This window comes from Rhizobium sp. Root1203, assembly GCF_001424945.1.
Lineage (GTDB): Bacteria > Pseudomonadota > Alphaproteobacteria > Rhizobiales > Rhizobiaceae > Rhizobium.
In genome coordinates this window covers 42,771-66,869 of record NZ_LMCW01000003.1, presented here as the reverse complement: position 1 = coordinate 66,869, position 24,099 = coordinate 42,771, and the positions used below count along the sequence as shown (strand labels likewise).

General features: G+C 60.1%; 25 protein-coding genes. 15 read left to right on the top strand and 10 right to left on the bottom strand.

Features of this window, described 5'->3' with window-relative positions; translation table 11 throughout:
- Positions 1-10 precede the first annotated feature (10 nt).
- Both clpX and ASC97_RS04775 read right to left on the bottom strand, forming a co-directional pair.
- Complete coding sequence (clpX, locus tag ASC97_RS04780) at positions 11-1,288, bottom strand: ATP-dependent Clp protease ATP-binding subunit ClpX (protein ID WP_037063391.1); 1,278 nt, start codon at positions 1,286-1,288, stop codon at positions 11-13.
- Positions 1,289-1,581: 293 nt separating this feature from the next.
- Positions 1,582-2,211 carry an ATP-dependent Clp protease proteolytic subunit gene (locus tag ASC97_RS04775; protein WP_057467215.1) on the bottom strand — a complete coding sequence of 210 codons (630 nt, stop codon included), beginning with the start codon at positions 2,209-2,211 and terminating at the stop codon, positions 1,582-1,584.
- 382 nt (positions 2,212-2,593) lie between these two features.
- Here ASC97_RS04775 and ASC97_RS04770 point away from each other — a divergent pair, with 382 nt between their 5' ends.
- Positions 2,594-3,844 carry a GGDEF domain-containing protein gene (locus ASC97_RS04770; RefSeq protein ID WP_244481395.1) on the top strand — a complete coding sequence of 417 codons (1,251 nt, stop codon included), beginning with the start codon at positions 2,594-2,596 and terminating at the stop codon, positions 3,842-3,844.
- A gap of 54 nt (positions 3,845-3,898) precedes the next feature.
- A complete protein-coding gene (locus tag ASC97_RS04765) occupies positions 3,899-5,143 on the top strand; it encodes a cytochrome P450 (RefSeq protein WP_057467214.1) in 1,245 nt (414 codons plus the stop codon).
- Between the two features lie 63 nt (positions 5,144-5,206).
- Here ASC97_RS04765 and ASC97_RS04760 read toward each other — a convergent pair whose 3' ends face one another.
- Positions 5,207-6,541 carry a dicarboxylate/amino acid:cation symporter gene (locus tag ASC97_RS04760; RefSeq protein WP_057467213.1) on the bottom strand — a complete coding sequence of 445 codons (1,335 nt, stop codon included), beginning with the start codon at positions 6,539-6,541 and terminating at the stop codon, positions 5,207-5,209.
- A gap of 238 nt (positions 6,542-6,779) precedes the next feature.
- On the opposite strand from ASC97_RS04760, the gene ASC97_RS04755 reads away from it, so the two are divergent.
- Positions 6,780-8,642 (top strand): sensor histidine kinase, encoded by a 1,863-nt coding sequence (locus ASC97_RS04755; RefSeq protein ID WP_057467212.1) that lies wholly within the window; start codon positions 6,780-6,782, stop codon positions 8,640-8,642.
- Positions 8,639-10,000 carry a sigma-54-dependent transcriptional regulator gene (locus ASC97_RS04750; RefSeq protein WP_057467211.1) on the top strand — a complete coding sequence of 454 codons (1,362 nt, stop codon included), beginning with the start codon at positions 8,639-8,641 and terminating at the stop codon, positions 9,998-10,000. The genes ASC97_RS04755 and ASC97_RS04750 overlap by 4 nt, the downstream gene beginning before the upstream one ends.
- Before the next feature lie 65 nt (positions 10,001-10,065).
- Here ASC97_RS04750 and ASC97_RS04745 read toward each other — a convergent pair whose 3' ends face one another.
- On the bottom strand, positions 10,066-10,869 hold the full coding sequence (locus ASC97_RS04745) for an SDR family NAD(P)-dependent oxidoreductase (RefSeq protein WP_057467210.1): 804 nt from the start codon (positions 10,867-10,869) through the stop codon (positions 10,066-10,068).
- A 150-nt stretch (positions 10,870-11,019) separates the two neighbouring features.
- Here ASC97_RS04745 and ASC97_RS04740 point away from each other — a divergent pair, with 150 nt between their 5' ends.
- Positions 11,020-11,526: a MarR family winged helix-turn-helix transcriptional regulator gene (locus ASC97_RS04740; protein WP_057467209.1), complete on the top strand. Its 507-nt coding sequence runs from the start codon at positions 11,020-11,022 to the stop codon at positions 11,524-11,526.
- A 53-nt stretch (positions 11,527-11,579) separates the two neighbouring features.
- On the opposite strand, the gene ASC97_RS04735 is transcribed toward ASC97_RS04740, so the two are convergent.
- From ASC97_RS04735 to ASC97_RS04725, 3 genes are all read right to left on the bottom strand, one after another.
- Positions 11,580-11,924 carry a cupin domain-containing protein gene (locus tag ASC97_RS04735; protein WP_057467208.1) on the bottom strand — a complete coding sequence of 115 codons (345 nt, stop codon included), beginning with the start codon at positions 11,922-11,924 and terminating at the stop codon, positions 11,580-11,582.
- A 5-nt stretch (positions 11,925-11,929) separates the two neighbouring features.
- Positions 11,930-13,213 (bottom strand): O-acetylhomoserine aminocarboxypropyltransferase, encoded by a 1,284-nt coding sequence (locus ASC97_RS04730; protein ID WP_057467207.1) that lies wholly within the window; start codon positions 13,211-13,213, stop codon positions 11,930-11,932.
- A gap of 112 nt (positions 13,214-13,325) precedes the next feature.
- Positions 13,326-13,754, bottom strand: coding sequence for a CoA-binding protein (locus ASC97_RS04725; protein WP_057467206.1), 429 nt, complete (start codon positions 13,752-13,754; stop codon positions 13,326-13,328).
- Between the two features lie 105 nt (positions 13,755-13,859).
- Here ASC97_RS04725 and ASC97_RS04720 point away from each other — a divergent pair, with 105 nt between their 5' ends.
- Both ASC97_RS04720 and ASC97_RS04715 read left to right on the top strand, forming a co-directional pair.
- Positions 13,860-14,189, top strand: a complete 330-nt coding sequence (locus tag ASC97_RS04720) for a hypothetical protein (RefSeq protein WP_057467205.1) — start codon at positions 13,860-13,862, stop codon at positions 14,187-14,189.
- 394 nt (positions 14,190-14,583) lie between these two features.
- The gene (locus ASC97_RS04715) at positions 14,584-15,420 is read left to right on the top strand and encodes a DMT family transporter (protein WP_057467204.1); all 837 of its coding nucleotides are present in this window, start codon (positions 14,584-14,586) and stop codon (positions 15,418-15,420) included.
- A gap of 75 nt (positions 15,421-15,495) precedes the next feature.
- Here the strand turns inward: ASC97_RS04715 and ASC97_RS04710 are convergent, their stop codons facing one another.
- Positions 15,496-16,323, bottom strand: coding sequence for an enoyl-CoA hydratase (locus ASC97_RS04710; RefSeq protein ID WP_057467203.1), 828 nt, complete (start codon positions 16,321-16,323; stop codon positions 15,496-15,498).
- Positions 16,324-16,396: 73 nt separating this feature from the next.
- Between ASC97_RS04710 and ASC97_RS04705 the strand changes: the two genes are divergently transcribed.
- From ASC97_RS04705 to ASC97_RS04675, 7 genes are all read left to right on the top strand, one after another.
- Positions 16,397-16,822, top strand: coding sequence for a PaaI family thioesterase (locus ASC97_RS04705; protein ID WP_057467202.1), 426 nt, complete (start codon positions 16,397-16,399; stop codon positions 16,820-16,822).
- A gap of 227 nt (positions 16,823-17,049) precedes the next feature.
- On the top strand, positions 17,050-17,514 hold the full coding sequence (gene rplM / locus ASC97_RS04700) for a 50S ribosomal protein L13 (RefSeq protein ID WP_057467201.1): 465 nt from the start codon (positions 17,050-17,052) through the stop codon (positions 17,512-17,514).
- 2 nt (positions 17,515-17,516) lie between these two features.
- On the top strand, positions 17,517-17,984 hold the full coding sequence (gene rpsI / locus ASC97_RS04695) for a 30S ribosomal protein S9 (RefSeq protein WP_057467200.1): 468 nt from the start codon (positions 17,517-17,519) through the stop codon (positions 17,982-17,984).
- A gap of 139 nt (positions 17,985-18,123) precedes the next feature.
- Positions 18,124-18,423, top strand: a complete 300-nt coding sequence (locus ASC97_RS04690) for a putative quinol monooxygenase (RefSeq protein ID WP_057467199.1) — start codon at positions 18,124-18,126, stop codon at positions 18,421-18,423.
- A gap of 98 nt (positions 18,424-18,521) precedes the next feature.
- Positions 18,522-19,481 carry an agmatinase gene (speB, locus tag ASC97_RS04685; protein ID WP_057467198.1) on the top strand — a complete coding sequence of 320 codons (960 nt, stop codon included), beginning with the start codon at positions 18,522-18,524 and terminating at the stop codon, positions 19,479-19,481.
- A 63-nt stretch (positions 19,482-19,544) separates the two neighbouring features.
- Positions 19,545-20,477 carry an N-acetyl-gamma-glutamyl-phosphate reductase gene (gene argC / locus ASC97_RS04680; protein ID WP_057467197.1) on the top strand — a complete coding sequence of 311 codons (933 nt, stop codon included), beginning with the start codon at positions 19,545-19,547 and terminating at the stop codon, positions 20,475-20,477.
- Between the two features lie 16 nt (positions 20,478-20,493).
- The gene (locus ASC97_RS04675; RefSeq protein WP_057467196.1) at positions 20,494-21,285 is read left to right on the top strand and encodes a sulfite exporter TauE/SafE family protein; all 792 of its coding nucleotides are present in this window, start codon (positions 20,494-20,496) and stop codon (positions 21,283-21,285) included.
- Between the two features lie 9 nt (positions 21,286-21,294).
- Here the strand turns inward: ASC97_RS04675 and ASC97_RS04670 are convergent, their stop codons facing one another.
- Both ASC97_RS04670 and ASC97_RS04665 read right to left on the bottom strand, forming a co-directional pair.
- On the bottom strand, positions 21,295-21,702 hold the full coding sequence (locus tag ASC97_RS04670; protein ID WP_057467195.1) for a DoxX family protein: 408 nt from the start codon (positions 21,700-21,702) through the stop codon (positions 21,295-21,297).
- Between the two features lie 129 nt (positions 21,703-21,831).
- Complete coding sequence (locus ASC97_RS04665) at positions 21,832-22,728, bottom strand: aminoglycoside phosphotransferase family protein (RefSeq protein ID WP_057467194.1); 897 nt, start codon at positions 22,726-22,728, stop codon at positions 21,832-21,834.
- 439 nt (positions 22,729-23,167) lie between these two features.
- Between ASC97_RS04665 and dapA the strand changes: the two genes are divergently transcribed.
- Positions 23,168-24,082 carry a 4-hydroxy-tetrahydrodipicolinate synthase gene (gene dapA, locus ASC97_RS04660; protein ID WP_057467193.1) on the top strand — a complete coding sequence of 305 codons (915 nt, stop codon included), beginning with the start codon at positions 23,168-23,170 and terminating at the stop codon, positions 24,080-24,082.
- Positions 24,083-24,099: the final 17 nt, after the last annotated feature.

The window sequence follows — 24,099 nt, the reverse complement described above, 5'->3', positions numbered from 1 at the left end:
CGAAAGCGCTTTACGCCGAAGCGTTTGCCTTCTCATCCTGGCGATCTGCGTAGATATAGAGCGGACGCGACGATCCGCGAACCACCTCGTCCGAGATCACCACCTCGCGAACACCTTCCAGAGTCGGCAATTCGAACATCGTGTCGAGCAGGATCTTTTCCATGATCGAGCGGAGACCGCGGGCGCCGGTCTTGCGGGTGATCGCCTTGCGGGCGATTTCGCGCAATGCGTCCTCATGGAACGTCAATTCGACATCTTCCATCTCGAACAGCCGCTGGTACTGCTTGATCAGCGCGTTCTTGGGCTCCGACAGGATCTGGATCAGCGCGTCCTCGTCGAGGTCTTCCAGCGTTGCAAGAACCGGCAGACGACCGATGAATTCCGGGATGAGGCCGAACTTGACCAGATCCTCGGGTTCCAGTTCACGCAGCACTTCGCCGACGCGCCTGTCGTCCTGCGATTTGACGGTCGCGCCGAAGCCGATCGAGGTCTTTTCGCCGCGGGCGGAGATGATCTTGTCCAGGCCAGCGAAAGCACCGCCGCAGATGAACAGGATGTTCGTCGTATCGACCTGCAGGAATTCCTGCTGAGGATGCTTGCGTCCGCCCTGCGGAGGCACGGAGGCAACCGTGCCTTCCATGATCTTCAGAAGCGCCTGCTGGACGCCCTCGCCCGACACGTCGCGCGTGATCGACGGATTGTCCGACTTGCGCGAGATCTTGTCGACTTCGTCGATGTAGACGATGCCGCGCTGGGCGCGTTCGACGTTGTAATCGGCAGACTGCAGGAGCTTAAGAATGATGTTCTCGACGTCTTCGCCGACGTAACCGGCTTCGGTCAACGTCGTTGCATCAGCCATGGTGAAGGGAACGTCGATGATGCGAGCGAGCGTCTGGGCAAGATAGGTCTTGCCGCAACCGGTCGGGCCGACCAGCATGATGTTCGACTTCGCCAACTCGACTTCGCCGTTCTTGGAGGCGTGCGCGAGGCGCTTGTAATGGTTGTGAACGGCAACCGACAGGATCTTCTTCGCCTGACGCTGGCCGATGACGTATTCATCGAGGACCTTGATGATATCCTGGGGCGTCGGAACGCCGTCTCGGGACTTGACCATCGAGGATTTGTTTTCCTCACGGATGATGTCCATGCACAATTCGACGCATTCATCGCAGATGAAGACTGTCGGTCCGGCAATAAGCTTCCGGACTTCGTGCTGGCTCTTTCCGCAGAACGAACAATAGAGGGTGTTTTTGGAGTCGCCGCCGTTGCTGCCGCTGACTTTGCTCATATCACTTTCCTTCCAGCACGCCGCATTTCAAGGTGAAATAACGGTCAACTCATTGGCCTGCTCCACTCTGGAGCTCCAGCCGGCCAAGGCCGTTAAGGGGCACGAACCGGGACCAGACTAGGCTGTCCTGGCTCCGGCGGCAACGAGTTCCCCTTCGAAGCCGAATGCTATGTCATAAAAATTCAACATAGCATTAATACTTGAGATTGGTTCACCCGCCACCGGGTTTATTCCCTTGTTCGATCACAAATGAGATAGAACTGTGGCGGATAAAACACCATCCCTACTTCTTACTAGGCCGCATCGCCTTCCATTTCGGCGCGAGACGTCAGGACTTTGTCGATAACGCCCCAGTCTCGTGCTTCGACCGCATCCATGAAATGGTCGCGATCGAGCGTCTTTTCAACTTCGTCGTAGGTGCGGCCCGTATGCTTCACGTAGACTTCGTTCAGGCGGCGCTTCATCTTGAGGATATCGCGCGCGTGGCGCTCGATATCGGAAGCCTGCCCCTGGAATCCGCCTGAAGGCTGGTGAACCATGATGCGCGAATTCGGCGTCGCGAACCGCATGTCCTTGTCGCCCGCAGCCAGAAGCAGCGACCCCATCGACGCCGCCTGACCGACGCAGAGCGTCGAAACGGCCGGCTTGATGAACTGCATCGTATCGTAGATCGCCATGCCTGCGGTCACGACGCCGCCCGGAGAATTGATGTAGAGAGCGATCTCCTTCTTCGGGTTCTCGGCTTCGAGGAAAAGCAGCTGGGCGCAAACGAGCGTCGCCATGTGGTCCTCGACCGGGCCTGTCAGGAAGATGATGCGTTCCTTAAGCAGGCGCGAATAGATGTCGTAGGATCGTTCACCGCGATTGGTCTGTTCCACAACCATCGGCACGAGGGCCATAGCGGTATCGACTGGGTTTCTCATGTGCGTCCTTTGTCAACGTCTTTCCGGCCCGACGCCGGGAATCAAAGAAAATGCCTTACCCCTACATAGAACTTCCCTACCCTCCTCTTCAAGACGCGCCTATGCATAACGTTGAGAGTGCCGGGAGCCACGTGAAATAACTTGTGCCTTTCCGTAGGGGTATTGTCCAAAACGGTCGTTAATGGCGAGGCGGGGGTGCGTGCCCTCACAGTTTTTCTCGGCAGCAAGATGAAGGAATGCTGAATCCAACCGCAAGCAGCCCCCACGTTTACCTGGCGGAAATCCTATTCCGGATAAGTGCGAGCGGGCGCCAGCGAATGGCCGGCGATTAACGAAGTTGCCAGCTTCTTCGGCAAGTATGCGCCCAACAAGGGGTATTGCCGTGTTCAATGTTACGACGGGATTGGCCATCTGGTGTGCCGAGGCCATGACGCTTGCACTGGTGGCGTTCATGGCATGGCGTCACGATGTCCGCAACAGGACCTATCTTTACTGGGGCATCGGCTTTTTGCTAAGCGCGGCCGGTTTTGCCATGGTAGCCCTGCGCGACCACATCCCGACCTACCTCTCGATCGAAGTCGGCAACGCTGTCGCGCTTTCAGGTCAGAGCGCCTGGGTTGCCGGTTATCTGGCGCTCTACAAGCGCAAGGCGGAGTGGTGGATGCTGTTGCCACCCCTTGTCTGGCTCGCGGGTGTCTTCCTTCCCTGGGTGAACGACGACTACGCAAACCGCGTCGTCCTCTACAATCTCGCCTCGGCGACCGGCGCAACGGCTCTTGCCATGGCCGTCACGTCGCCCAACGGCCGCGGCGACGCTGCCAGGATCAAGCTTGCGGCGATCTTTGTCGTCCAGAGCGGCCTCTGCTTCAGTATGGCGGTGGCAATCGGGTTGGCCGCCCCCACGGATCTGCAGGCAGCCAACTACGCCGGCGCTGCCGCGCTTGGCACGGCGTTCCTGCTGACGTTTGCCTGCGCGCTGACCTTTCGCGTGATCATGGAACGCTCGGAGCGCCATCTGCGATTGCTCAGCGTGACCGACGCGCTGACCGGGGTCCTCAACCGACGCGGGCTGTTCGGGCAGTTCGAGTCCGTCCAAACCAAGGCGTTCGACGAAAAGCGGCAGATCGCCGTTCTTCTGTTCGATCTCGACAACTTCAAGCGGATCAACGACCGCTTCGGTCATCAGGCCGGCGATGCTGTGTTGACGGTCTTTGCCCGAATGGCGCGCCAGTATACTCCGGCAGGTGTCTTCGGACGGATGGGCGGTGAGGAATTCGCAGCTTTCACCAGCGTCGTCGACCAAACCGAGGCCGAGGCACTCGCCGAATCGATCCGGGCAGAGTTCTGCCGGGTCCCGATCAGCACGGGCAGCGCCATCATTCCGGCGACTGTCAGCATTGGGGTAGCGCTCGCATCGCCGATAGAGGCCAACATGGATAAGCTGGTTTCCGCGGCGGACCGTGCCCTCTACGCCGCGAAGGCGGCGGGACGGAACTGCACGGTCATCTTTGGAGAAGCGGAGACCGCCGCGCCTGTGCCGACCGAGCCTCGCCGCAACAGCGGCGAACTGGTCCCGACGCTCGACGATCAGATCCATGCCCTTCGCCGAGTTGGATCGCTGTCCAGAGGTTGAAGATCCGACGGCGCTCTCTTTTCGTGACCTGGCAAATCCGCTAAGCCTCGAAACATGATGATACCGGCTTTTCTTTCGATCGATCCCGCCACCCGCCGCGTCTCTCTCGACGCCGGCAATCCAGCTTTCTACAGCAACCCCAACGCCGCATATGCGGCGTTGCACGCCCATTGTCCGACCTTCTATTGGGAGGAGCAGAAGCAATGGTTCTTTACCGGCTACGACCATGTGAACGCACTGTTGCGCGACCGCCGATTCGGGCGCCAGATCCTGCACGTGGCGACGCGTGATGAGCTCGGTCTCCCCGAGCCGGACCAGCATCTCGCCAACTTCGATCTTGCCGAGCGCTATTCGCTGCTTGAGCTGGAGCCGCCCGAGCACACCCGCCTCAGAACGCTCGTCAATCGCGCCTTCGTGTCGCGACATGTCGAGAAAATGAAGCCGGAGCTTACCGAACTCGCCAACAGGCTGATCGACGATTTCGAGAAGAAGGGAGATGTCGAGCTGCTTTCGGCTTTCGCCGACATCATACCCGTGACGATGATCGCCCGCATGATCGGGATTCCGGAAGAGATGGGTCCGCAGCTCCTGAAGTGGTCGCATGCTTATATCCGCATGTATCTCTTCGGCCGCACCAGGGGCGATGAGGACGGCGCCGAGCAGGCAGCCAAGGAGTTTTCCGACTATGTGAAGACCGTCATTGCCGAGCGCCGCGCCAATCCCCGCGACGACCTGCTGACGCACATGATCCACACCGAGCACAAAGGCCAATACCTGACCGAGGATGAGCTGGTCTCGACCACGATCGTGCTGCTGAACGCCGGCCATGAGGCAACCGTCCACCAGATCGGCAACTCCGTTCGCATGATCCTCGACAGCGGCTACGATCCGGCAGAGCTTTTCAGGGATGAAAATGCGACGGAGCGGACGGTGGAAGAATCGCTGCGCATCTGTGCACCCGTGCATATCTTCCAGCGCTGGGCGCTGGAGCCGGCAGAGATCGACGGCATTTCGTTCAAGCGCGGCGACAAGGTCAGTCTTATCCTGGCGGCCGCCAATCTGGATCCGCTGAAATTCACCGACCCGCTGACGTTCAAGCCTGCCCGAGACGAGGCGCCCAATCTCTCATTCGGCGCCGGCATTCATTTCTGCATCGGGGCACCACTGGCCCGCCTGGAGCTCAACGTCGTACTGCCGATCCTGTTCGATCGGTTGCCGGGCCTCAGGATCGCGAAGACGCCGTCCGTCAAGGATGTCTACCACTTCCACGGATTGGACCGATTGGAACTCAGCTGGTAGGCGGAACAGGAAATCCGCGCCTCAGGTGAAGCGCGGATTTCTGATGATCGGATGCTGCAGGGGTTACTCGGCGGCCTGCAGGGCCGGCACAGTGGCTTCGATTTCCTCCGGCAGCTCGCCCGCCATGGCCGCGGAAAACTGCGTCAGGTCCAGTTCGTTCTCCCAACGCGCGACGACAACCGTCGCGACCGCGTTGCCGACGAAGTTCGTAAGCGCACGGCATTCGGACATGAATCGGTCGATGCCAAGGATGAGCGCCATACCGGCTACCGGAACGGACGGGACCACGGAGAGCGTAGCCGCCAGCGTAATGAAACCTGCGCCGGTAATGCCTGCGGCACCCTTGGAACTCAGCATGGCGACGAGCAAAAGCAGGATCTGATCAGCCAGGCTAAGTGGAGTATCCGTCGCCTGCGCTATGAAGAGCGCCGCAAGGGTCATGTAGATGTTCGTGCCGTCGAGATTGAACGAGTAGCCGGTGGGAATGACGAGGCCGACGACAGAGCGTTTGCAGCCCGCCCGCTCCATCTTCGCCATGAGGCCCGGAAGTGCTGCCTCGGAAGAGGACGTTCCCAGCACCAGCAGCAGTTCTTCCTTGATGTAGCGGATCAGCGCCAGGATCGAAAAGCCATTGTATCGCGCAACCGCGCCGAGGACGACGAGCACGAAGATCAGCGAAGTCAGGTAGAACGTGCCGATCAACATGGCGAGGTTCGCAATGGAGCCTATCCCGTACTTGCCGATGGTGAAGGCCATTGCGCCGAATGCGCCGATCGGCGCAGCTTTCATCAGGACGGCCACCAGCTTGAACACTGGCGCTGTCAAAGCCTGTAGAAAGTCGACGACTGGACGGCCGCGGTCACCGACCATGGCGAGCGCGATGCCGAAGAGAACCGAGAAGAACAGCACTTGCAGAATATCGCCATCGGCAAAGGCGCCGACGATCGTGTTCGGGATGATGTTCATCAGGAAGCCCGTGACAGTCGCGTCGTGCGCCTTGGCGGTATAAGTCGCAACGGCCTTCGCATCCAGCGTCGCGGGATCGATGTGCATTCCGGCTCCCGGCTGTACGACGTTGGCGACGACGAGGCCGACCGCGAGTGCCAGGGTGGAGAAGACGAGGAAATACAGCATCGCCTTTCCGGCAACACGGCCGACCTTCTGCAGATCGGACATGCCGGCGATGCCGGTCGCAACAGTCAGGAAGATGACTGGCGCAATGATCATCTTCACGAGTTTGATGAAAGCGTCGCCAAGGGGCTTCAGCGACGTGCCGATGTCGGGGTAGAAGTGTCCGAGCAGGATCCCCGCGGCGATCGCGGTCAGAACCTGCACATAGAGATGCCGGTAAAATGGTACTTTGCCGCGCGGCTGCGCGACCGGAAGTGCTACACCCATGATGTCCTCCGTCAGCCCCAAACCAAATCGGCCTCCCGGGGCAATTGCGTTGCTCGATTCAACAGCCATGCAGCTGTTTGCGAATACACAGCAACCGCCATGCCAGTTTACCAATGAGTTGATATCCTATTGATTTTGTATACTTTTAATTGAAGCAGTCAAAATCCATGACGGGCGCTGCGCGGATTTCCGCACGAATTTATTTGACGAACGTGCGAAATTACGCACATTCTGCGCAATGACAACGCCCGTCTCGATCCCGGAATTTCAGCATGTCGCGGACGTCAGCCGGCGCGCGCGGCGCGTCTGGATTGTGTTTGCCGCTCTGTCAGCGATTGCGATTGTCGCTGCGCTCGCCGGGGCGGAGCTCTACGGCCGCCGCTCCTCGATTGAGGCGCTTGAAAGCCAGAGCCGGGCTGATGCCACGCTCAAGGTCGCACTGTTGCGCGCCGTTCTGGAGAGACCCCGGGCGCTGCCGTTGCTGCTTGCTGAAGACCAGCAGGTGTTCGATGGGCTGGCTTCGTCGCACACCAACGCTGTCGATGTTCTGAACCAGAAGCTCGAGCGGCTGGTCTCAGGTACGCAGGCCGCTGTGCTCTACGTTATCGGTCCGGATGGGATAGCGATCGCGTCGAGCAACTGGCGGGAGCCGATCAGCTTCGTCGGCAACGACTACAGTTTCAGGGATTATTTCCGGCGAGCGATCGAACAGGGAACCGCTGAGCATTTCGCGCTCGGCAGCGTGAGCAAACGTCCGGGCCTCTACATCTCGCGCCGTGTCGGCAGCGCCGCTGCTCCGCTCGGAGTGGTGGTGGTCAAGCTTGAATTCGACAGGCTCGAGGAGGATTGGCGCGACGCGCGACGCCCCGTGTACGTGACTGACGACCATGGGGTGGTGCTGATCACCAGTATTCCCTCGTGGCGCTTCATGACGGCAGCTCCGGTGCCGCAAGAGGATCTTGCTGCGATCCGCAACAGCCTTCAATTCGGCGATGCCCCGCTTGCGCCCCTACCCATCATGCGCCCCCGGATCATCGATGCGGAAGCCTCGCTGGTCTCCGCAGTTCTGCCCGGCAGCGGCGAAGCCGACTATCTGCGTCTGTTTGCAGCAGTTCCAACGACGCCGTGGCGACTGGAATATCTCGTTCCGACCGATGCCCCGATCGCTTCTGCTGTGCGGGAGATGCGGCTGCTGACGCTCGCCGTCCTCGTGCCCATCCTGGCAATCGGCGCGTTTCTTCTGAGACGCCGCCAAGTCTCGGCGATGAAGATCGCCGTCGAACAGGGGATGCGAGAGGAACTCGAGTGGCGCGTCGCGGAACGCACCGAGGATCTGAGCCGCGCCCGGGACCGCCTTCAGTCCGAAATTTCCGACCACAGAAACACTGAGGCACGGCTGCAAGTCGTGCAACAAGAGCTCGTGCAGGCGAACCGCCTCGCAATTCTGGGTCAGGTCGCGGCAGGCGTCGCGCACGAAATCAACCAGCCGGTCGCGACCATTCGCGCCTATGCGGACAACGCGCGCGTCTTCCTGGAGCGTCAGCAACCCGATCCGGCAAGGGAAAACCTCGGCGCGATCGCCGCGCTGACGGAGCGGATCGGGACGATCACGGAGGAGCTCAAGGCATTCGCCCGCAAAGGCCGAACGGCAGCGGAACCGGTTGAGCTGCGCGACGTCATCGATGGTGCCCTGGTGCTGCTGAAAAGCCGCTTTTCCGGACAGCTCGAAGCGCTTTCCATTCGCCCGCCCGCGCAGGGCCTGCGCGTTCTCGGCAACCGCGTTCGCCTGGAGCAGATCCTGATCAACCTTTTCCAGAACGCCTTGGAGGCGCTTGAAGGCCGTGACGATGCGAAGGTGGAGATTTCGGTTGCTGAAACGTCGGACGAGGTCGCGATAACAATCGCCGACAACGGCCCCGGGATCCCGCCCGCGATTTTGGGTTCGCTTTTCACGCCCTTCAACACCTCCAAGGAAAAGGGACTGGGGCTCGGCCTCGTCATCTCCAAAGATATTGCTGCCGACTACGGCGGGCGCATCGAGGTCTCCAGCGGCGACAGCGGCACTACGTTTGTCGTGCATCTCACGAAGGCGAAACCATGAGCGAAGCAACCCCCATTTTCCTTATCGACGACGACAAGGATCTCCTTCGGGCAACCAAGCAGACGCTTGAGCTTGCGGGCTTTTCCGTGTCCGCCTTTTCGGTCGCGGGCGATGCACTCGCCGCCCTCAGCCCGGATTTTCCCGGGGTCGTGGTTTCGGATATCCGCATGCCCCACATCGACGGGCTGCAGCTTTTTGGGCGCGTACGGCAGTGGGACGAAGACATGCCCGTCATCCTCATTACCGGTCACGGCGACATTCCAATGGCCGTGAACGCCATTCAGGACGGCGTCTACGACTTCATCACCAAGCCGTTTGCAACGGACAGGCTGATCCAGAGCGTTCGTCGGGCTGCCGAGAAACGCCGTCTCATTCTGGAGAATCGCGCCCTTCGCAAGGCGACGGAGCAGGTTCGCGACGATCTGCCCCTGATCGGTCAAACACCGGCGATGGAAAGACTGCGTCACACCCTGCGGCAGATCGCCGATACCGATGTCGATGTCCTCGTGACGGGTGAGACCGGCAGCGGCAAGGAAGTCGTCGCCAGCCTCCTACATCAGTGGAGCCGCCGCGCATCGGGAAACTTCGTTGCACTCAACTGCGGCGCGCTGCCGGAAACGGTGATCGAAAGCGAGCTCTTCGGCCACGAGCCGGGCGCCTTCACCGGAGCTCAGAAGAGGCGCATCGGGCGCATCGAGCATGCAAGCGGGGGTACGCTCTTTCTGGACGAGATCGAAAGCATGCCGCCGTCGACGCAGGTCCAGATGTTGCGCGTCCTCGAAATGCGGGAGGTCACGCCGCTCGGCACGAACGACGTCCGGCCGGTGGACCTGCGTGTGGTCGCAGCCGCCAAGGTCGATCTCGGCGATCCCCGGCAACGCGGCGATTTCCGTGAGGATCTCTATTATCGGCTGAATGTCGTCACGATTTCCATTCCCCCCCTCCGAGAGCGACGGGACGACATTCTCCTCCTCTTCGGCTACTTCTCGGAGCGCGCCGCGAAGCGGTTCAAGCGGGACGTTCCCCTTGCATCAGCCTCGATACACCGACACCTGCGCGACCACAGCTGGCCTGGCAACGTTCGCGAGCTGTCGCATTTTGCCGAGCGCTTCGTCCTTGGCGTCGAACAGGTTGCGAGCGACACGCCTGTTCCAGCCGACCAGAGCGATGGGCTCCCTCTCCCGGACAGGCTGGAGCGCTATGAGGCTCGCATCATTCGTGAGGCGCTCGATGCCAACAACGGCGACGTCCGGCGGACGATCACCGAACTCGGCATCCCCCGCAAGACGTTCTACGACAAACTCCAGCGCCACGGCATCATACGCGCCGACTTCACACCGAATGGCGACCGAAGTTAGCAGGCTTCGACAGAGGCGGCGACGCCCCATGCGAGACGCGCCACCAATGCTCCCTCGGAATCCGCTCAGGCCGCGGCGACGCCGTATCGCGCAGCGGGCTTGTCATGCGACAGGTTGGGCCCCAGCGCCAACCGTGCGGCCGTTGCAGCAGCCAGGTCCTGAGCGTCGGGCAGCGAGGGGATCGTGATCAACTCGCCCTGATCGAGGCCAGCCAAGGCGGCATCGACCATATCGGTGACATCCATCACCATCGACGGCGGGAACCTGTCCGTGGAAACGCCTGCACGCTCGAAAATCTCGGTTCGCGTCAGACCTGGCAGAACCGCCTGGACCCTGACGCCCTTTTCAGCCGTTTCAGCGTGAATTGCCTGCGTGAGATTGAGCACGAAAGCCTTGGTGGCGCTGTAGGTGCCATTGAACTGCTCGGGCACATAGGCAACGACGGATGCGATGTTGACGATAGCCCCTCTTCCCCTTGCCGCGAACGCCTGCGCTGCGGCAACCGCAAGGCGATTCACCGCGATCACGTTGAGCTCGATCATTTTTTCCAGGTAATCGACATCGTCGGCGAGAAGCTTGCCTCGGGGGCCCACGCCCGCATTGTTGACAAGCAAGGTGATGGCCTCATCCTCCCTCAGGCGCTGCTCGACGGCACGCACGGCCGCCCGCTCCGTCAGATCTGCCGGCAACACATCCACCTTCACGCCCGTCTCTTTCGTCAGCTTCTCGGCAAGCGCCGAAAGGCGCGCGGCATCGCGTGCGACGAGCAGGAGATCGTAGCCGCGCTTGGCAAGGCGCTCGGCGTAGGTTGCACCGATGCCTGAGGAGGCGCCGGTGACAAGGGCAGTTCCAAGATCGTGGCGGGACATTGCGGCTTCCTTTTGTTGGTGGAATTTACTGGTATATGCCACTATATTGGTACTGCGGTATCCCTTGTGCAAGGGCTACGTTCGAAATAGTCGGCGCAACGATTGACTGACCGTCAACATTGGGGAGACATCGCCTGCGGAGAACTCGAGATGAATGAAAAAGCAGACGCACCGGGTGTATGGACCTATTGCAGCAACAGCGCGCTCAAACGTGCGTCCCGCCAACTTGGCCAACTGTATGAGGATATCCTCGCTCCGTGCGGTCTCAGGATTACGCAACACACCCTGTTGGCGCAGATCAAGATAGGCGGGGAAACGCCGCTCAAGATGCTGGCGGAAGCTATGGTGATGGACCTTTCGGCACTTGGCCACACGCTGAAACCCCTCATAAGGGACGGCCTCGTCGAGCTGGTGCCCGACGTCCGTGACCGACGGGTCAAGCGCGTACGCCTGACGCAAGCGGGCGACAAGGAATGGACGGAGGCGAGCGCACGCTGGCAGGACGCTCAAGCCCGCTTTGACAAGGCATTCGGCACCGAGGCTTCTGCAGCTCTTCGACGCACGATGGATATGATTTCTTCACCAGATTTTGCCCGTGCCTTTGCCAAGGCGGCAGGTGCAACCGGCAATGGCGTGGCGATAGACGAACCGAGTTAAAGCGTACGCCGCGCACGCAGCGTACGCGAATGCTCCTCGGGTGCCGCATCCAGCTAGAGCTTGATCACATAGTCCTTGCGAGTCGTTTCAATGACTTCCCATGTTCCCCTAAAGCCCGGTCTCAGGATCATTCTATCCCCGGCGCGGAGATGAACGGGCTCTCTACCGTCCTCGGTGACGATAGAGTGGCCGGACAGTACATTGAAGTACTCCCACTCGTCATAGGCGATGCGCCATTTGCCCGGCGTCGCCTCCCAAATCCCGGCATAGAGTCCTCCGGCGGCCTCTTCCAGATTCCAGGTCTGGAACTGTGGATTGCCGGAAACGATGCGATCAGCCTCGGGGGCGCCGAACTCCGGTTCGGCGCCCCCGATGTCGAAAGTGATGTGGTTCGCCATTGGTCTCAGATCTTTGCGAAAGACTGTTCGAGGTCGGCGATGATGTCCTTCACGTCTTCGATGCCGATCGAGAGGCGGACGACGTCGGGGCCGGCACCGGCAGCAATCTTCTGCTCGTCGGTCAGCTGGCGATGCGTTGTCGATGCTGGATGGATGACGAGCGAGCGCGTGTCGCCGATGTTGGCGAGATGCGAGAAGAGCTGCAAGCCTTCCACAAGCGACTTGCCGGCTTCGTAGCCGCCCTTGACGCCGAAGGTGAAGACCGAACCTGCGCCTTTTGGCGAGTAGCGCTGCTGCAAGGCGTGATTCGGATCGTCCTCCAGCCCCGCATAGTTGACCCAGGCGATCTTGCTGTGGGCTTTCAGCCATTTTGCGACGGCAGCGGCATTTTCGCTGTGGCGTTGCATACGAAGCGGTAATGTCTCGATGCCGGTCAGGATCAGGAATGCGTTGAAGGGCGATATCGCCGGACCGAGATCGCGCAGGCCGAGAACGCGGCACGCGATGGCGAACGCAAAATTCCCGAAGGTCGAATGCAGGACGACGCCATTGTACTCCGGCCGGGGACTGGAGAGCATCGGATAGTTGCCGGATTTCGACCAGTCGAAGGTGCCGCCGTCAACGATGATGCCGCCCATGGAATTGCCGTGACCACCAAGGAATTTCGTCAGCGAGTGGACGACAATGTCGGCGCCATGTTCGATCGGGCGAATGAGGTAGGGGCTGGCCATGGTGTTGTCTACGATGAGCGGCAATCCGTGCTTGTGGGCGACCTCGGCGATAGCCGCGATATCGACAAACGTTCCGCCAGGGTTCGCAAGGCTCTCGATGAAGATGGCGCGGGTCTTTTCGTCGATCTGGCTCTCGAAGCTCGCCGGTTCTGCGGGATCGGCCCAGCGGACCTGCCAGCCAAAATTATCGAAGGCATGGCCGAACTGGTTGATCGAACCGCCATAAAGACGCTTGGCGGCCACGAAATTCTCGCCCGGCCGCAGAATAGTATGGAAGACAATCATCTGCGCGGCATGGCCAGAGGCCACAGCAAGAGCCGCCGTGCCGCCCTCGAGCGCCGCCACCCGCTCCTCGAGCACAGCCTGTGTCGGGTTCATGATGCGCGTGTAGATATTGCCGAACTGCTGCAGGCCGAAAAGTGCGGCTGCATGATCTGCGTCGTTGAAGACGTAGGCGGTGGTCTGGTAGATCGGCGTCGCGCGCGCGCCGGTTGCGGGGTCCGGCTTGGCTCCCGCGTGCACTGCCAAAGTATTGAATCCCGGATCGTTATTGGCCATGAAGCCCTCCCATTCTGGTTGACCGAATGGGCCGGAGCATAGCGGACGATCTAGAAAAGTTAATCTCCATCTGTTTCAACCGAAACGCGTTTCGAGAAAAATCTTCCCCCTTCTATGCGACAAGGCGCGGATACTCGATTGCCGGGCAGCGATTCATGACGACCTTGATGCCGCCAGCTTCCGCCCTTGCGGCAGCGGCGTCATCGCGAACGCCAAGCTGCGCCCAGATCACCTTCGGCCGGGGGTTCATGGCAAGCGACTCGTCCACCACTTCAGACAGGTGTTCCGACGCACGGAAGACGTCGACCATATCGACGGGAACGGGAAGATCGGCGAGCCGCGCATAGACCGTCTGCCCCTGTATGTGTTTTCCGGCCTGCCCCGGATTGACGGGAATAACCTCATATCCGCGTGACAGCAGATAACCCATGACACCGTTGCTTGGTCGGGCAGGATTGGGGGAGGCACCCGTCAAAGCGATGGTCTTTACCGAACGCAGGATGTCGAGAATATAATTGTCGTCGTATTGATCGTGGATCATGTCGCTATTCTCCCAATGGTGATCGCACTTAGATCTAGCTGCAATTGAAACCAACGGCCGGTTTCAGCGTATATAGTCATCAGGAAGACGAAGGAGGATGTCCCGATGAGAAAACTGGCGCTTTTCACCGCCTTCGTTGTGGCCGCGTCGCCAGCGCTGGCAATCTCCCGCTATAATTCGCAGGCGATGACGTGTCAGAAGGCGCGTACGGCGATTCACAACGAAGGCGCGGTCATCTTGCGCTATCCCTCGAAGCGCGTTGCCGGCATGACCCTGTATGACCGCTACATTCGAAACAGCCGTTTCTGCGATGCCAATCAATATGCCGAGTGGACGAGGATACCGACAAAGGACAATCCCAACTGCCCTGTCCTCAATTGTCAGAACATAGACAACCTGGACGGGACTTTCATAATTCCCGACAATTCGCTTTGACTGCTGTTCTCTTCGAGACTTTCAGGTCTTAGAAACGGTTGCACGGCACAACCACATCGTCGTTGGAACCAACCGCGAATTGGCAAACGTGTGCCTATCGTGCATCACCCCTCAAAATTGCGAGGCCCCGGCAGGCAAATGTTCACTGTATATCGTGTATATGTCTACATTTGTTCACGCGTATGTTAGAAACATCTCATGGTTGAATGAGGGCTTTCTATTGAAAGCTCATGGCGTACGTGCATCTTTTGGAATACCCTGATGATCATCTGAGAGTTGTATTTCATCGCTTCATTTGCTTGATCCGCGCTTCTGGCCTGGTGTTGCTTTTTGTCTGTGACGGCGTAACAAGCTTCCAGCCTTCCTTCCAATACACCACCCGGTAGTCCTCGCCTTGTCCATCACCGTCATACTGCTGGTTCTTTTCGGGGCGTTGCTGCATGCGACGTGGAATGCGATCATCAAGGCAGGAACGGACAAGTCCCTCGATGCCAGCCTGATTTCGGCCGGCGGCGCAGTGGCAGCGCTGCCCTTTCTGGCGCTGTTGCCGCTTCCCAACGCGGCCGCCTGGCCCTATATCGGCGCTTCGGCGATCCTTCAGTTTATGTATTTCCAGCTGGTCGCCGCAGCCTATCGGGCGGGCGATATTGGCCTGGTCTATCCGCTGATGCGGGGATGCGCACCGCTGCTGATCGCGGCGACGAGCGGTTTCATCCTGAATGAAAGCCTTTCCGGCGGAACACTCGCCGGCACGGTGACCATTTGCGTGGGTATCTTGACCCTTGCTTTCGAAGCGCCCAAAGGCAGCGGACAGGCGATACGCCTGGCACTTGCCAATGCCTGTGTGATTGCCACCTACACCTACGTCGACGGGATCGGAGCGCGAATTTCTGGAAATCCAGTGTCCTATACGCTCTGGATGTCGCTGCTGCCGCCCGTGCTGCTGCTTTCCTGGGCTATCTCGCGCCGTGGCGCTTATGCCGTTGCGATCCATGTACGGGCGAATTGGTGGCGCGGCCTGATCGGCGGCGCGGGCTCGATCGCATCCTACGGGCTGGCACTGTGGGCGATGACCAAAGCGCCGGTCGCGACCGTCGCGGCACTGCGCGAAACGTCGATCCTCTTCGCGCTGATCATCTCCGTCGTCGTCCTGAAGGAAAAGGCCAGCCGCTGGCGATATCTTGCCGGCGCGATCATCGCCCTCGGCGGGTTGGTCTTGAAACTGGGCTAGGCTGGCAGGCGTTCCGATCTACTGCGGATGGAAACGCCCGCCGCCATTCGCTCCATGGAGCTCGAATTATCCGCGCTATTCGCCGCTCCATTCCGGCATCCGCTTCTCCAGAAAGGCACCGATCCCCTCCTCGGCATCGTCGCTCATCATGCTATCGACCATTACCTGTGCGGTATAGCTGTAGGCCTCCTCGACCGGCATCTCGAGTTGGCGGTAGAAAGCCTCCTTGCCAATCCGCAGCGTCAGCGGTGATTTGCTGGCGATGATGGATGCATATTTGGTAACGACTTGGGTGAGGTATTGCTTCGGCACGATGCGATTCACCAGACCGAAATCCTTGGCGGTCGAAGCATCGATCGTCTCACCCGTCAGCAGCATCTCCATCACTTGCTTGCGGCGCGCCGCACGCGAGATGGCGACCATGGGCGTCGAGCAGAAAAGGCCGATGTTGACGCCGGGCGTGCAGAAGGTGGACGTATCGGTGCAGATCGCCAGGTCGCAGGACGCGACAAGCTGGCAGCCGGCAGCCGTTGCCAGTCCGTCGATCTCGGCGACCACCGGCTTCGGCAGACGCGTGATCTCCAGCATCAGGTCGGCAGCGAGCGCAAAGGTTTCCTCGAAGAATGCCACGCCGCCATCCGGATCGGGGCGATGTGCCGTCAACTCCTTCAGGTCGTGGCCGGCGGAAAAGACATTGCCGGTCGAAGCAATGACGACGATACGGACGTTGTCGTCCTCACCGGCTTTCTGGAGCTCGCCGAGCAACGTCTCGAGAACCGCGATCGAAAGCGCATTGGCGGGCGGATTATTCAGCGTCAGCCTCAATATTCCGTCGGAAAGCTGGCGGAGCACCAACGCGGTCGCTTTGCTTGGGTCCGTTCGGAATGATACGACTTCGGCCATTGTCTAACTCCCTGAATGTCCATTTCGTGTTAACAGTTCTGCCATAAGCCGTGAACAATTTCGAGGAGAAGCGATGCAGCCGGTCATGACGATCGAGGAGGTCAACCGGTTTCTGGAGACCGATTTTCCGCAGATCCACACCGACGGACGCGTCTTTGCCGTGACCGAGATCATACCAGGCCGCGCTTCGATGCGACTCGACCCTTCCGAGCGGCACCTGAGACCCGGCGGCACGGTTTCGGGCCCTGCCCTGTTCACGCTGGCCGACGTCACGGCTTACGTTGCCGTGCTTTCGCATATCGGCCCCGTGGCGCTGGCTGTCACGACCAGCCTGTACATCAATTTTCTGCGCCTGCCAAAGCCGGTTCAGACCACCTGCGTCTGCAAAATCCTGAAACTCGGCAAGCGCCTTGCTGTCATGGAAGCGTCGATTTTTCAGGAGGACGCCGATGAACTGGTCGCCCACGCAACGGTCACCTACTCGATTCCGCCGCGATAAATTGAGGTATCAAATTACCACATACATAACATGTTGATTTTGCTAGATTGTTTTTCTTGCCGTCTAGGTAGCCAATATTGACCGGATCGGCGTTTGCTTCTATACACGCCCCAGAACGCAGCCTTCCCCGGCTGCTTTCTTTTTGGTGTGCCCTTTGGCCATCAAATCAAGCAACAAGAAACGCCCTTTCGCCTTCGGGTCAAGGGATCCAAAAGAGAGTAACTACTATGGCAACCTTCTCCCAGAAGCCTGCAGAGGTGGAGAAGAAGTGGGTGATCATCGACGCCGAAGGGCTTGTCGTTGGCCGTCTCGCTTCTGTTATCGCTATGCGTCTGCGTGGCAAGCATAAGGCTACCTTTACGCCTCACGTCGACGATGGCGACAACGTTATCGTCATTAACGCCGACAAGGTCGTATTCACCGGCAAGAAGTATTCCGACAAGGTTTACTACTGGCACACCGGTTATGCCGGCGGCATCAAGGAGCGTACCGCTCGCCAGATCATGGAAGGCCGCTTCCCGGAGCGCGTCCTCGAAAAGGCAGTTGAACGTATGGTTCCGCGTGGCCCGCTCGGTCGTCGCCAGATGAAGAACCTCCGCGTTTACGCCGGTTCCAACCATCCTCACGAAGCACAGCAGCCCGTCGCCCTCGACGTTGCCAAGCTGAACAAAAAGAATGTAAGGAGCGCCTAAGAATGGCTGACCTCTCCTCCCTGAAGGATCTCGGCACGTCTTCCGAAGCAGCTGCTCCGGTTCACGTCCGTAAGGTCGACTCGCTTGGCCGTTCCTATGCGACCGGCAAGCGCAAGAACGCCGTTGCCCGCGTTTGGGTCAAGCCGGGCTCCGGTAAGATCGTCGTCAACGGCAAGGAATTCACGGAATACTTCGCGCGCCCGGTTCTGCAGATGATTCTGCGTCAGCCGATCGTTGCGGCTGCCCGTGACGGCCAGTTCGACATCATCGCGACGGTTGCCGGCGGCGGTCTTTCCGGCCAGGCCGGTGCCGTTCGTCACGGCGTCTCCAAGGCACTCACCTACTTCGAACCAGGCCTGCGCCCGGTTCTGAAGAAGGGTGGCTTCCTGACCCGCGACAGCCGTGTTGTCGAGCGTAAGAAGTACGGTAAGGCCAAGGCCCGCCGTTCGTTCCAGTTCTCCAAGCGTTAATCGCTTACCGAGAATACGGGAATTGCGAAGGCCGGGTTTTGCCCGGCCTTTTCTTTTGGCGCATTGTCGAGTCATTCAATCCTGTCGCGAGTTGGTGGTAGGTTGCGCTCGGGCACAGGCGCGCAAAGAGGAGACGACGATGACGAAACTTGCTCTCTACGAACTCAAAGCCAAAGCCGGCAAGGAAGACGAGGTCGCGCAATTCCTGACGAGCGCCCAGGCGCTGGTGGCCGCCGAACCCGACACGATCGCTTGGTTCGCGGTACGCTACGACAACAGTACATTTGCGATCTTCGATGCCTTTGACAATGAACCCGGCAGGCAGGCACACCTGAGCGGTAAAGTGGCGGCGGCGCTGATGGCACGAGCGGGGGAACTTTTTGAGACACCGCCTCAAATAAAACGCCCCGAGGTTTTGGCCGACCGCCTGCCCGGCTGACGCTCCATAGGCGACGAGGCCGGCCGGCCCCGGCCTCCAGCGTTTCGTAATTTCATTTCGATCAGCACCGTCCTTCCATCCATCCAGAGGAGCAGATCTTGGCGAACAAGTCGATCGACCATGCCTTCACGGCAACCAGCCTCACCTCCGCCGCGACCGACCCGACGTTTGCCGGCGCGCTGTCGTTCATGCGCCGTCGTTTCACCAAGGATCTGACCGGCGTGGATGCCGTCGTGTGGGGTATCCCCTTCGACGCGGCGACATCCAATCGGCCAGGGACGCGTTTCGGACCGCAGGCGATCCGCCGCGCGTCGGCGATTTTCGACAACGATCCGCAGTATCCGTTCGACCGCGATCTCTTTGCCGAAATGGCGGTCATCGACTACGGCGACTGCCTGCTGAACTATGGCAACCATCAGGAAACGCCTGCCGCAATCGAACAACAGGCAAAGACGATCGTCGAGAGCGGCGCCTTCATGCTGACGCTCGGCGGCGACCACTATGTCACCTGGCCGATCCTCAAGGCTCATGCCGCAAAGCACGGCCCGCTGGCACTCGTGCAGTTTGACGCCCATCAGGATACGTGGTTCGACGACAACAGGCGCATCGACCACGGCTCCTTTGTGGCGCGCTCAGCCCGCGACGGCATCATCGACCCGGACCGCTCGATCCAGATTGGCATCCGCACGCACGCGCCTGAAGACTTCGGCATCCATATTCTCTACGGTCACCAGATCGAGGACATGAATGCCACTGACATTGCGGCAACGATCATCTCCCACACCCGGGGGGCGCCTGCTTACCTGACCTTCGATATCGATTGCCTGGATCCGGCCTACGCGCCCGGCACCGGAACACCGGTTTCCGGCGGCCCCTCGAGCGCGAAAATCCTTTCCGTCCTGCAACGGCTGCACCAGCTCGACATCCGCGGCGCCGACGTCGTCGAGGTCTCCCCGCCCTACGACCATGCCGATATCACCGCCATTGCCGGGGCGACAGTGGCAATGTATATGCTTGGGTTGCATGCCGAACGGCGCGCTGCAGCGTCACACGGTTGACTCACCCAACTCTCAAAATGATTCCGGACTTCCTTCTAACCTATTGAAAGTGTGAAAAAGACAATGGCACCGAAGATCTTCATCGATGGCGAACACGGCACAACGGGCTTGCAGATCCGCACGCGCATGGCCGGCCGCCGCGACGTCGAGCTTCTGTCCATACCGGAGGCCGAGCGGCGCAACGCGGCGATCCGCGAAGACATGCTGAACAGTGCCGATATCGCCATCCTGTGCCTGCCGGACGACGCATCCAAGGAAGCCGTGCAGATGGTTTCGGCCAACAACAATGTGCGCGTCATCGACACGTCGACGGCCTTCCGCGTCAATCCGTCCTGGGCCTATGGCTTTGCAGAGATGGACAAGGAGCAGGCCGAGAAGATCAAGGCCGCCCGCTTCGTGGCAAACCCCGGTTGCTATCCCACGGGCGCCATTGGCCTCATCCGCCCCCTGCGCGCGACCGGCATGCTTCCGGACGGATATCCCGTGACTGTCAATGCGGTGTCTGGCTATACCGGCGGCGGCAAGCAGATGATCGCGCAAATCGAAGACCAGAGCCGCGAGGATGCCATTTCGGCGCCGCACTTTCTCTATGGACTGCCATTGACGCACAAGCATGTGCCCGAGATGAAGATCCACGGCCTCCTCGATCGCGCGCCGATCTTCTCGCCCTCCGTCGGCAAGTTCGCGCAGGGCATGATCGTGCAGGTGCCGCTTTACCTCGACGATCTTGCCGCCGGCTCCACGCTGGAGAGCATTCACGCAGCATTGGTGGCCCACTATGCGGGTCAGGACATCGTGACCGTCGTGCCGCTTGAGGAGAGCCGCGGGCTTTCCCGCGTCGATGCCGTCGAACTCGCAGGCAAGGACACGATGAAGCTGTTCGTCTTCGGCACACCGGGCGCTTCGCAGGTCAACCTCGTCGCGCTACTCGACAATCTCGGTAAGGGTGCGTCGGGCGCCGCCGTGCAGAACATGGATCTGATGCTGGCCTCGTAGTCCCGGTCGTTTGCCCATGTCTTTCGGCGCCTTTGTGGCCGACCTCAACGCGTCGTTCGCCGCGGCACTGCCTGACCACGGGCTTTACGCGCTGATCGCAATCGCTTTTATCGCTGGGCTTGCCCGCGGTTTCTCCGGTTTCGGGGCCGCTTTGATCTTCATACCGCTCGGCGGGGCGATCATCGGGCCAAAGCTGATTTCACCGGTTCTTCTGGTGATCGACGGACTGGCAACGCTCGGCATGATTCCGCCCGCCTGGAGAAACGCCAACAGGCGCGAAGTATTCACGATGGCCATCGGTGCAGCGTTCGGCGTCCCCGCAGGCACGGCAGTTCTGGCACTGGCAGACCCCTTGATTCTGCGCTGGGCCATCACGATTATCGCCGCCTGCCTACTCGTCCTGCTTGTCTCCGGATGGCGTTTTCACGGAGAGACCCTTACACTGCTCACCGCCGCGGTCGGCCTGGTCGCAGGGCTGTTCAGCGGCGCAGCCCAGCTTGGCGGCCCACCGGTCGTAGCATACTGGCTTGGTGGAAAGACCGAGTTTGCCAGGGTCAGAGCCAACGTCATCCTCTATTTCTCTGTCTCGACTTGCTTCAGCGTGGTCAGCTATTACGCCGGTGGCCTGTTCGTGGAGGCGGTTTTTGCGCTGACTGTCATCATCCTGCCGAGCTATGCCGTCGGCTTGTTCGCAGGCTCCAGGCTGTTCGGCCTGGCAAAGGAAAGCACCTTCCGGATCATCTGCTATGTGCTGATCGGCGCCTCCGCCCTCATTGGAATGCCTGCCTTCGACGCCATATTGCGGTAGATCGGAAAATCAGGCGGCTCGCCGCGCGTGGCCGGCTTTCACGACCAGTGCATCGCCCGGACCGTGGACGGCCGCAAACAGCAGTCCGGCGAGGAAGGTGAAGTGGTCGATGAAAAACCCGAATTCCGCCTGGCTTGCGCCCCAGCGGCCTGGGCCGTGGAATGCGAAGGCGAGAAAGACAACGTAGATTCCGGCCAGTAGTGACGCCTCGGAAAAGAATACACCGGTCAGCAGTGCAAGGGCGAGCGCAAGTTCGAAGAAGGCTGCGATCCAGGCAAGGAAGAGCGGGAAGGGAAAGCCCGCAGCGGAGATGAAGTTTGCGGTCGATTGCATATCGAGGAACTTGAAGCTCGTCGCCATGACGAAGACGGCGCCAAAAATCAGCCGCGCGACGAGGATTGCGATAGTCTTGCTCATGTCAGTCTCCTCTGTGGCCGCAATGGGCTCTCGATGGGTGACCGGGTGCACCGCAATTGTCGGCTTCCCGGTATATGCCAAGGACGGCTCAACGCCGCGCTTGCCGACACCGGCGCGCTTCTTTTTTCTTCATGCCCATTCGCGGTGGTCGGCCAAGACGTCGTCGATTACCCGCCAGGACCTGTCAACACCGGACTCGTTGGCCCCTGCCATCCCTGCCGCGACGATCAGCGCCTTCCACAGCGTCCAGCCGCGCCCCCGCGCCCAGGTTCCATTGTCGAGCGGCCGGGCGTCGCGAAATGCCTTCCGGCTCTCACCTTCGAACAGGTGCCAGGCGATCGCGAGATCGCAGGCAGGATCACCGATGCCTGACGTACCAAAATCGATAACCGCGCTGAGCCTGCCATTCTCGACGAGGAGGTTGCCGTTGGCGACGTCCCCATGGAACCAGACGGGCGGCATCCTCCAGGTGCTCGAAAGCGCCGCCTCCCATACTTCGGTCGCGGCGTTCACGTCGATCCGTCCCTCAAGATCCAGCAACGCCCTGCGGGTCTCTGCGTCGTAAACGTGGAGCGGAGCGCCTCGGTGAAAATTGTGAGGGCCAGGCAGCGGACCTCCGGTGGCATCCGCTCTCTGCAGTGCGTCCAGGAAGGCGGCGAGCGTCAGGGCGAATTCCGTGAGGTCCTCGATCCGTTCGACCCGGGCGGTCTCGCCCTCGCGCCACTCGTAGACGGACCACGGCCATGGATAGATTTCGTCCGGAACGCCCATCGCGAGCGGCGATGGGATCGGCAGTGGCAATTGGGGAGCGAGGATCGGCAGCCAGCGCTGCTCCTTTGCGACCTGCTCGGCATAGCGTGCAGCGCTCGGCAGCCGCACAGTCATGCGATCGCCCAGGTGAAACGTCCTGTTGTCCCAACCACCGAACGCGACCGGCTTCACCGGCAAGGTGGACCATTCGGGAAACTGCTGTCCAACCAGCCGGCGCACAAGCGCCGTATCGATCAAAGGCTGTTCTGTCGGCATATCAATCGCTGCAATGGTTCGTTCGGATATATTTCAATAATGTTCGGCATTCCGCCCGCAGATCAAGCCAGTTCTGCTTGTCTTCTAGATTCAAACGCCTCCTGCATCGATTCAGAGATCGCAGCCAAATACTTGTTTTTACGTGATATTCCAGCGTTTCACAGCTGTTGCGAATGATGGCGCTCTTTATATTATTTATATTTCTTTCGATCTTGCCCCCAATGGATTTCCTAGGGCGCGCGGCGTTAGCCTTCCTTGCAATGCAGAGGTAAAAGCCATGCGATATTTCATGTCCCCGATCTTTCTCGTCGCCCGCCCACGTAGGCCGATGCAAAGGCGACAGATGCGTGAAAAAAGAACGGCGCAGGCGCTGATCGTTTTCGGCATCGTGCTCGCCACCGTCGAGCTCTATGTGATCCTTGGGGGATTCTGACAGCCCATGCGAACACACATATCGTTGCGCCTCGGCACTATCACGACGGCGCTGATTACACCGTTTCGTGGCGACAGACCCGATCTCGCAGCGCTGGAGCAACTGGCGGAACGACAGATCCGTTCCGGAATTGACGGCTTGGCAGTCTGCACAGTGACCGGCGAAGGGCCGACCCTCTCCATGGAGGAGCAGGCCGAAGTCGTTCGGACATGTGTCCGGGTTGCAGCCGGTCGCGTACCGATCATCGCCGCGACAGGCACCAATTCCACATCAAGCACCATCGCCCTCACCCGCCAGGCAGAGAATCTCGGCGCCAGCGCGGCTCTGGTCACCGCCCCCTACTATTCCAAACCCCTGCAGAGGGGCGTCGTGCATCACTTCCAGATGTTGGCGGCCGAAACGACGCTGCCCCTTATCGTCGACAGTAACCAGTCTCGTTGCGCCATCAGCCTTTCCCGGGAGACGCTAGAAGCGTTTTCCTGCATCCCGTCGATCGTCGCCTTGGTGGGAGTGCTCGACACCGATATCTGTTCAGTCGATCTGCCGCGGCATCTGCGCGATCGGTTCACCTTCCTTTCCAACCGCGACGATACGGCGCGCGCCTTCTTGGGTCAGCGCGGCGACGGCATTATCTCAGCTGGAGCGAATATCCATCCCCGACTGTTTGCCTCAATGCAACAGGCGGCGCGCGCCGGAAATGTCCACGCCGCACTGGCGCTCGAGGGACGTCTTCTCCCGCTGGTGCAGGCTCTGGGCGCCGACGGCGATCCGTCCGCCGTCAAACACGCGCTCCATGTCCTCCTCGGTACAGACCCGAGCGTTCGGCTGCCGATGGTCGCGTTGGCTCCTGACGAAAAAACCTCCGTATTCGATGCCCTGACATTGGTATCCGATCTTCGCAGTAAATCCCTACCGCTATGAAATTCTTATATTTTCAG

Excerpts from the sequence above, each read along its gene's own strand:
- dapA (WP_057467193.1), top strand. The coding sequence starts at position 23,168 with ATGCGAACACACATATCGTTGCGCCTCGGCACTATCACGACGGCGCTG.
- ASC97_RS04725 (WP_057467206.1), bottom strand. The coding sequence starts at position 13,754 with ATGATCCACGATCAATACGACGACAATTATATTCTCGACATCCTGCGT.
- ASC97_RS04720 (WP_057467205.1), top strand. The coding sequence starts at position 13,860 with ATGAGAAAACTGGCGCTTTTCACCGCCTTCGTTGTGGCCGCGTCGCCA.
- ASC97_RS04740 (WP_057467209.1), top strand. The coding sequence starts at position 11,020 with ATGAATGAAAAAGCAGACGCACCGGGTGTATGGACCTATTGCAGCAAC.
- ASC97_RS04750 (WP_057467211.1), top strand. The coding sequence starts at position 8,639 with ATGAGCGAAGCAACCCCCATTTTCCTTATCGACGACGACAAGGATCTC.
- ASC97_RS04735 (WP_057467208.1), bottom strand. The coding sequence starts at position 11,924 with ATGGCGAACCACATCACTTTCGACATCGGGGGCGCCGAACCGGAGTTC.
- ASC97_RS04775 (WP_057467215.1), bottom strand. The coding sequence starts at position 2,211 with ATGAGAAACCCAGTCGATACCGCTATGGCCCTCGTGCCGATGGTTGTG.
- ASC97_RS04675 (WP_057467196.1), top strand. The coding sequence starts at position 20,494 with ATGTCTTTCGGCGCCTTTGTGGCCGACCTCAACGCGTCGTTCGCCGCG.
- ASC97_RS04730 (WP_057467207.1), bottom strand. The coding sequence starts at position 13,213 with ATGGCCAATAACGATCCGGGATTCAATACTTTGGCAGTGCACGCGGGA.
- ASC97_RS04665 (WP_057467194.1), bottom strand. The coding sequence starts at position 22,728 with ATGCCGACAGAACAGCCTTTGATCGATACGGCGCTTGTGCGCCGGCTG.
- ASC97_RS04765 (WP_057467214.1), top strand. The coding sequence starts at position 3,899 with ATGATGATACCGGCTTTTCTTTCGATCGATCCCGCCACCCGCCGCGTC.
- rpsI (WP_057467200.1), top strand. The coding sequence starts at position 17,517 with ATGGCTGACCTCTCCTCCCTGAAGGATCTCGGCACGTCTTCCGAAGCA.
- ASC97_RS04690 (WP_057467199.1), top strand. The coding sequence starts at position 18,124 with ATGACGAAACTTGCTCTCTACGAACTCAAAGCCAAAGCCGGCAAGGAA.
- rplM (WP_057467201.1), top strand. The coding sequence starts at position 17,050 with ATGGCAACCTTCTCCCAGAAGCCTGCAGAGGTGGAGAAGAAGTGGGTG.
- argC (WP_057467197.1), top strand. The coding sequence starts at position 19,545 with ATGGCACCGAAGATCTTCATCGATGGCGAACACGGCACAACGGGCTTG.
- ASC97_RS04710 (WP_057467203.1), bottom strand. The coding sequence starts at position 16,323 with ATGGCCGAAGTCGTATCATTCCGAACGGACCCAAGCAAAGCGACCGCG.
- ASC97_RS04755 (WP_057467212.1), top strand. The coding sequence starts at position 6,780 with ATGACAACGCCCGTCTCGATCCCGGAATTTCAGCATGTCGCGGACGTC.
- ASC97_RS04670 (WP_057467195.1), bottom strand. The coding sequence starts at position 21,702 with ATGAGCAAGACTATCGCAATCCTCGTCGCGCGGCTGATTTTTGGCGCC.
- ASC97_RS04745 (WP_057467210.1), bottom strand. The coding sequence starts at position 10,869 with ATGTCCCGCCACGATCTTGGAACTGCCCTTGTCACCGGCGCCTCCTCA.
- ASC97_RS04760 (WP_057467213.1), bottom strand. The coding sequence starts at position 6,541 with ATGGGTGTAGCACTTCCGGTCGCGCAGCCGCGCGGCAAAGTACCATTT.
- clpX (WP_037063391.1), bottom strand. The coding sequence starts at position 1,288 with ATGAGCAAAGTCAGCGGCAGCAACGGCGGCGACTCCAAAAACACCCTC.
- ASC97_RS04705 (WP_057467202.1), top strand. The coding sequence starts at position 16,397 with ATGCAGCCGGTCATGACGATCGAGGAGGTCAACCGGTTTCTGGAGACC.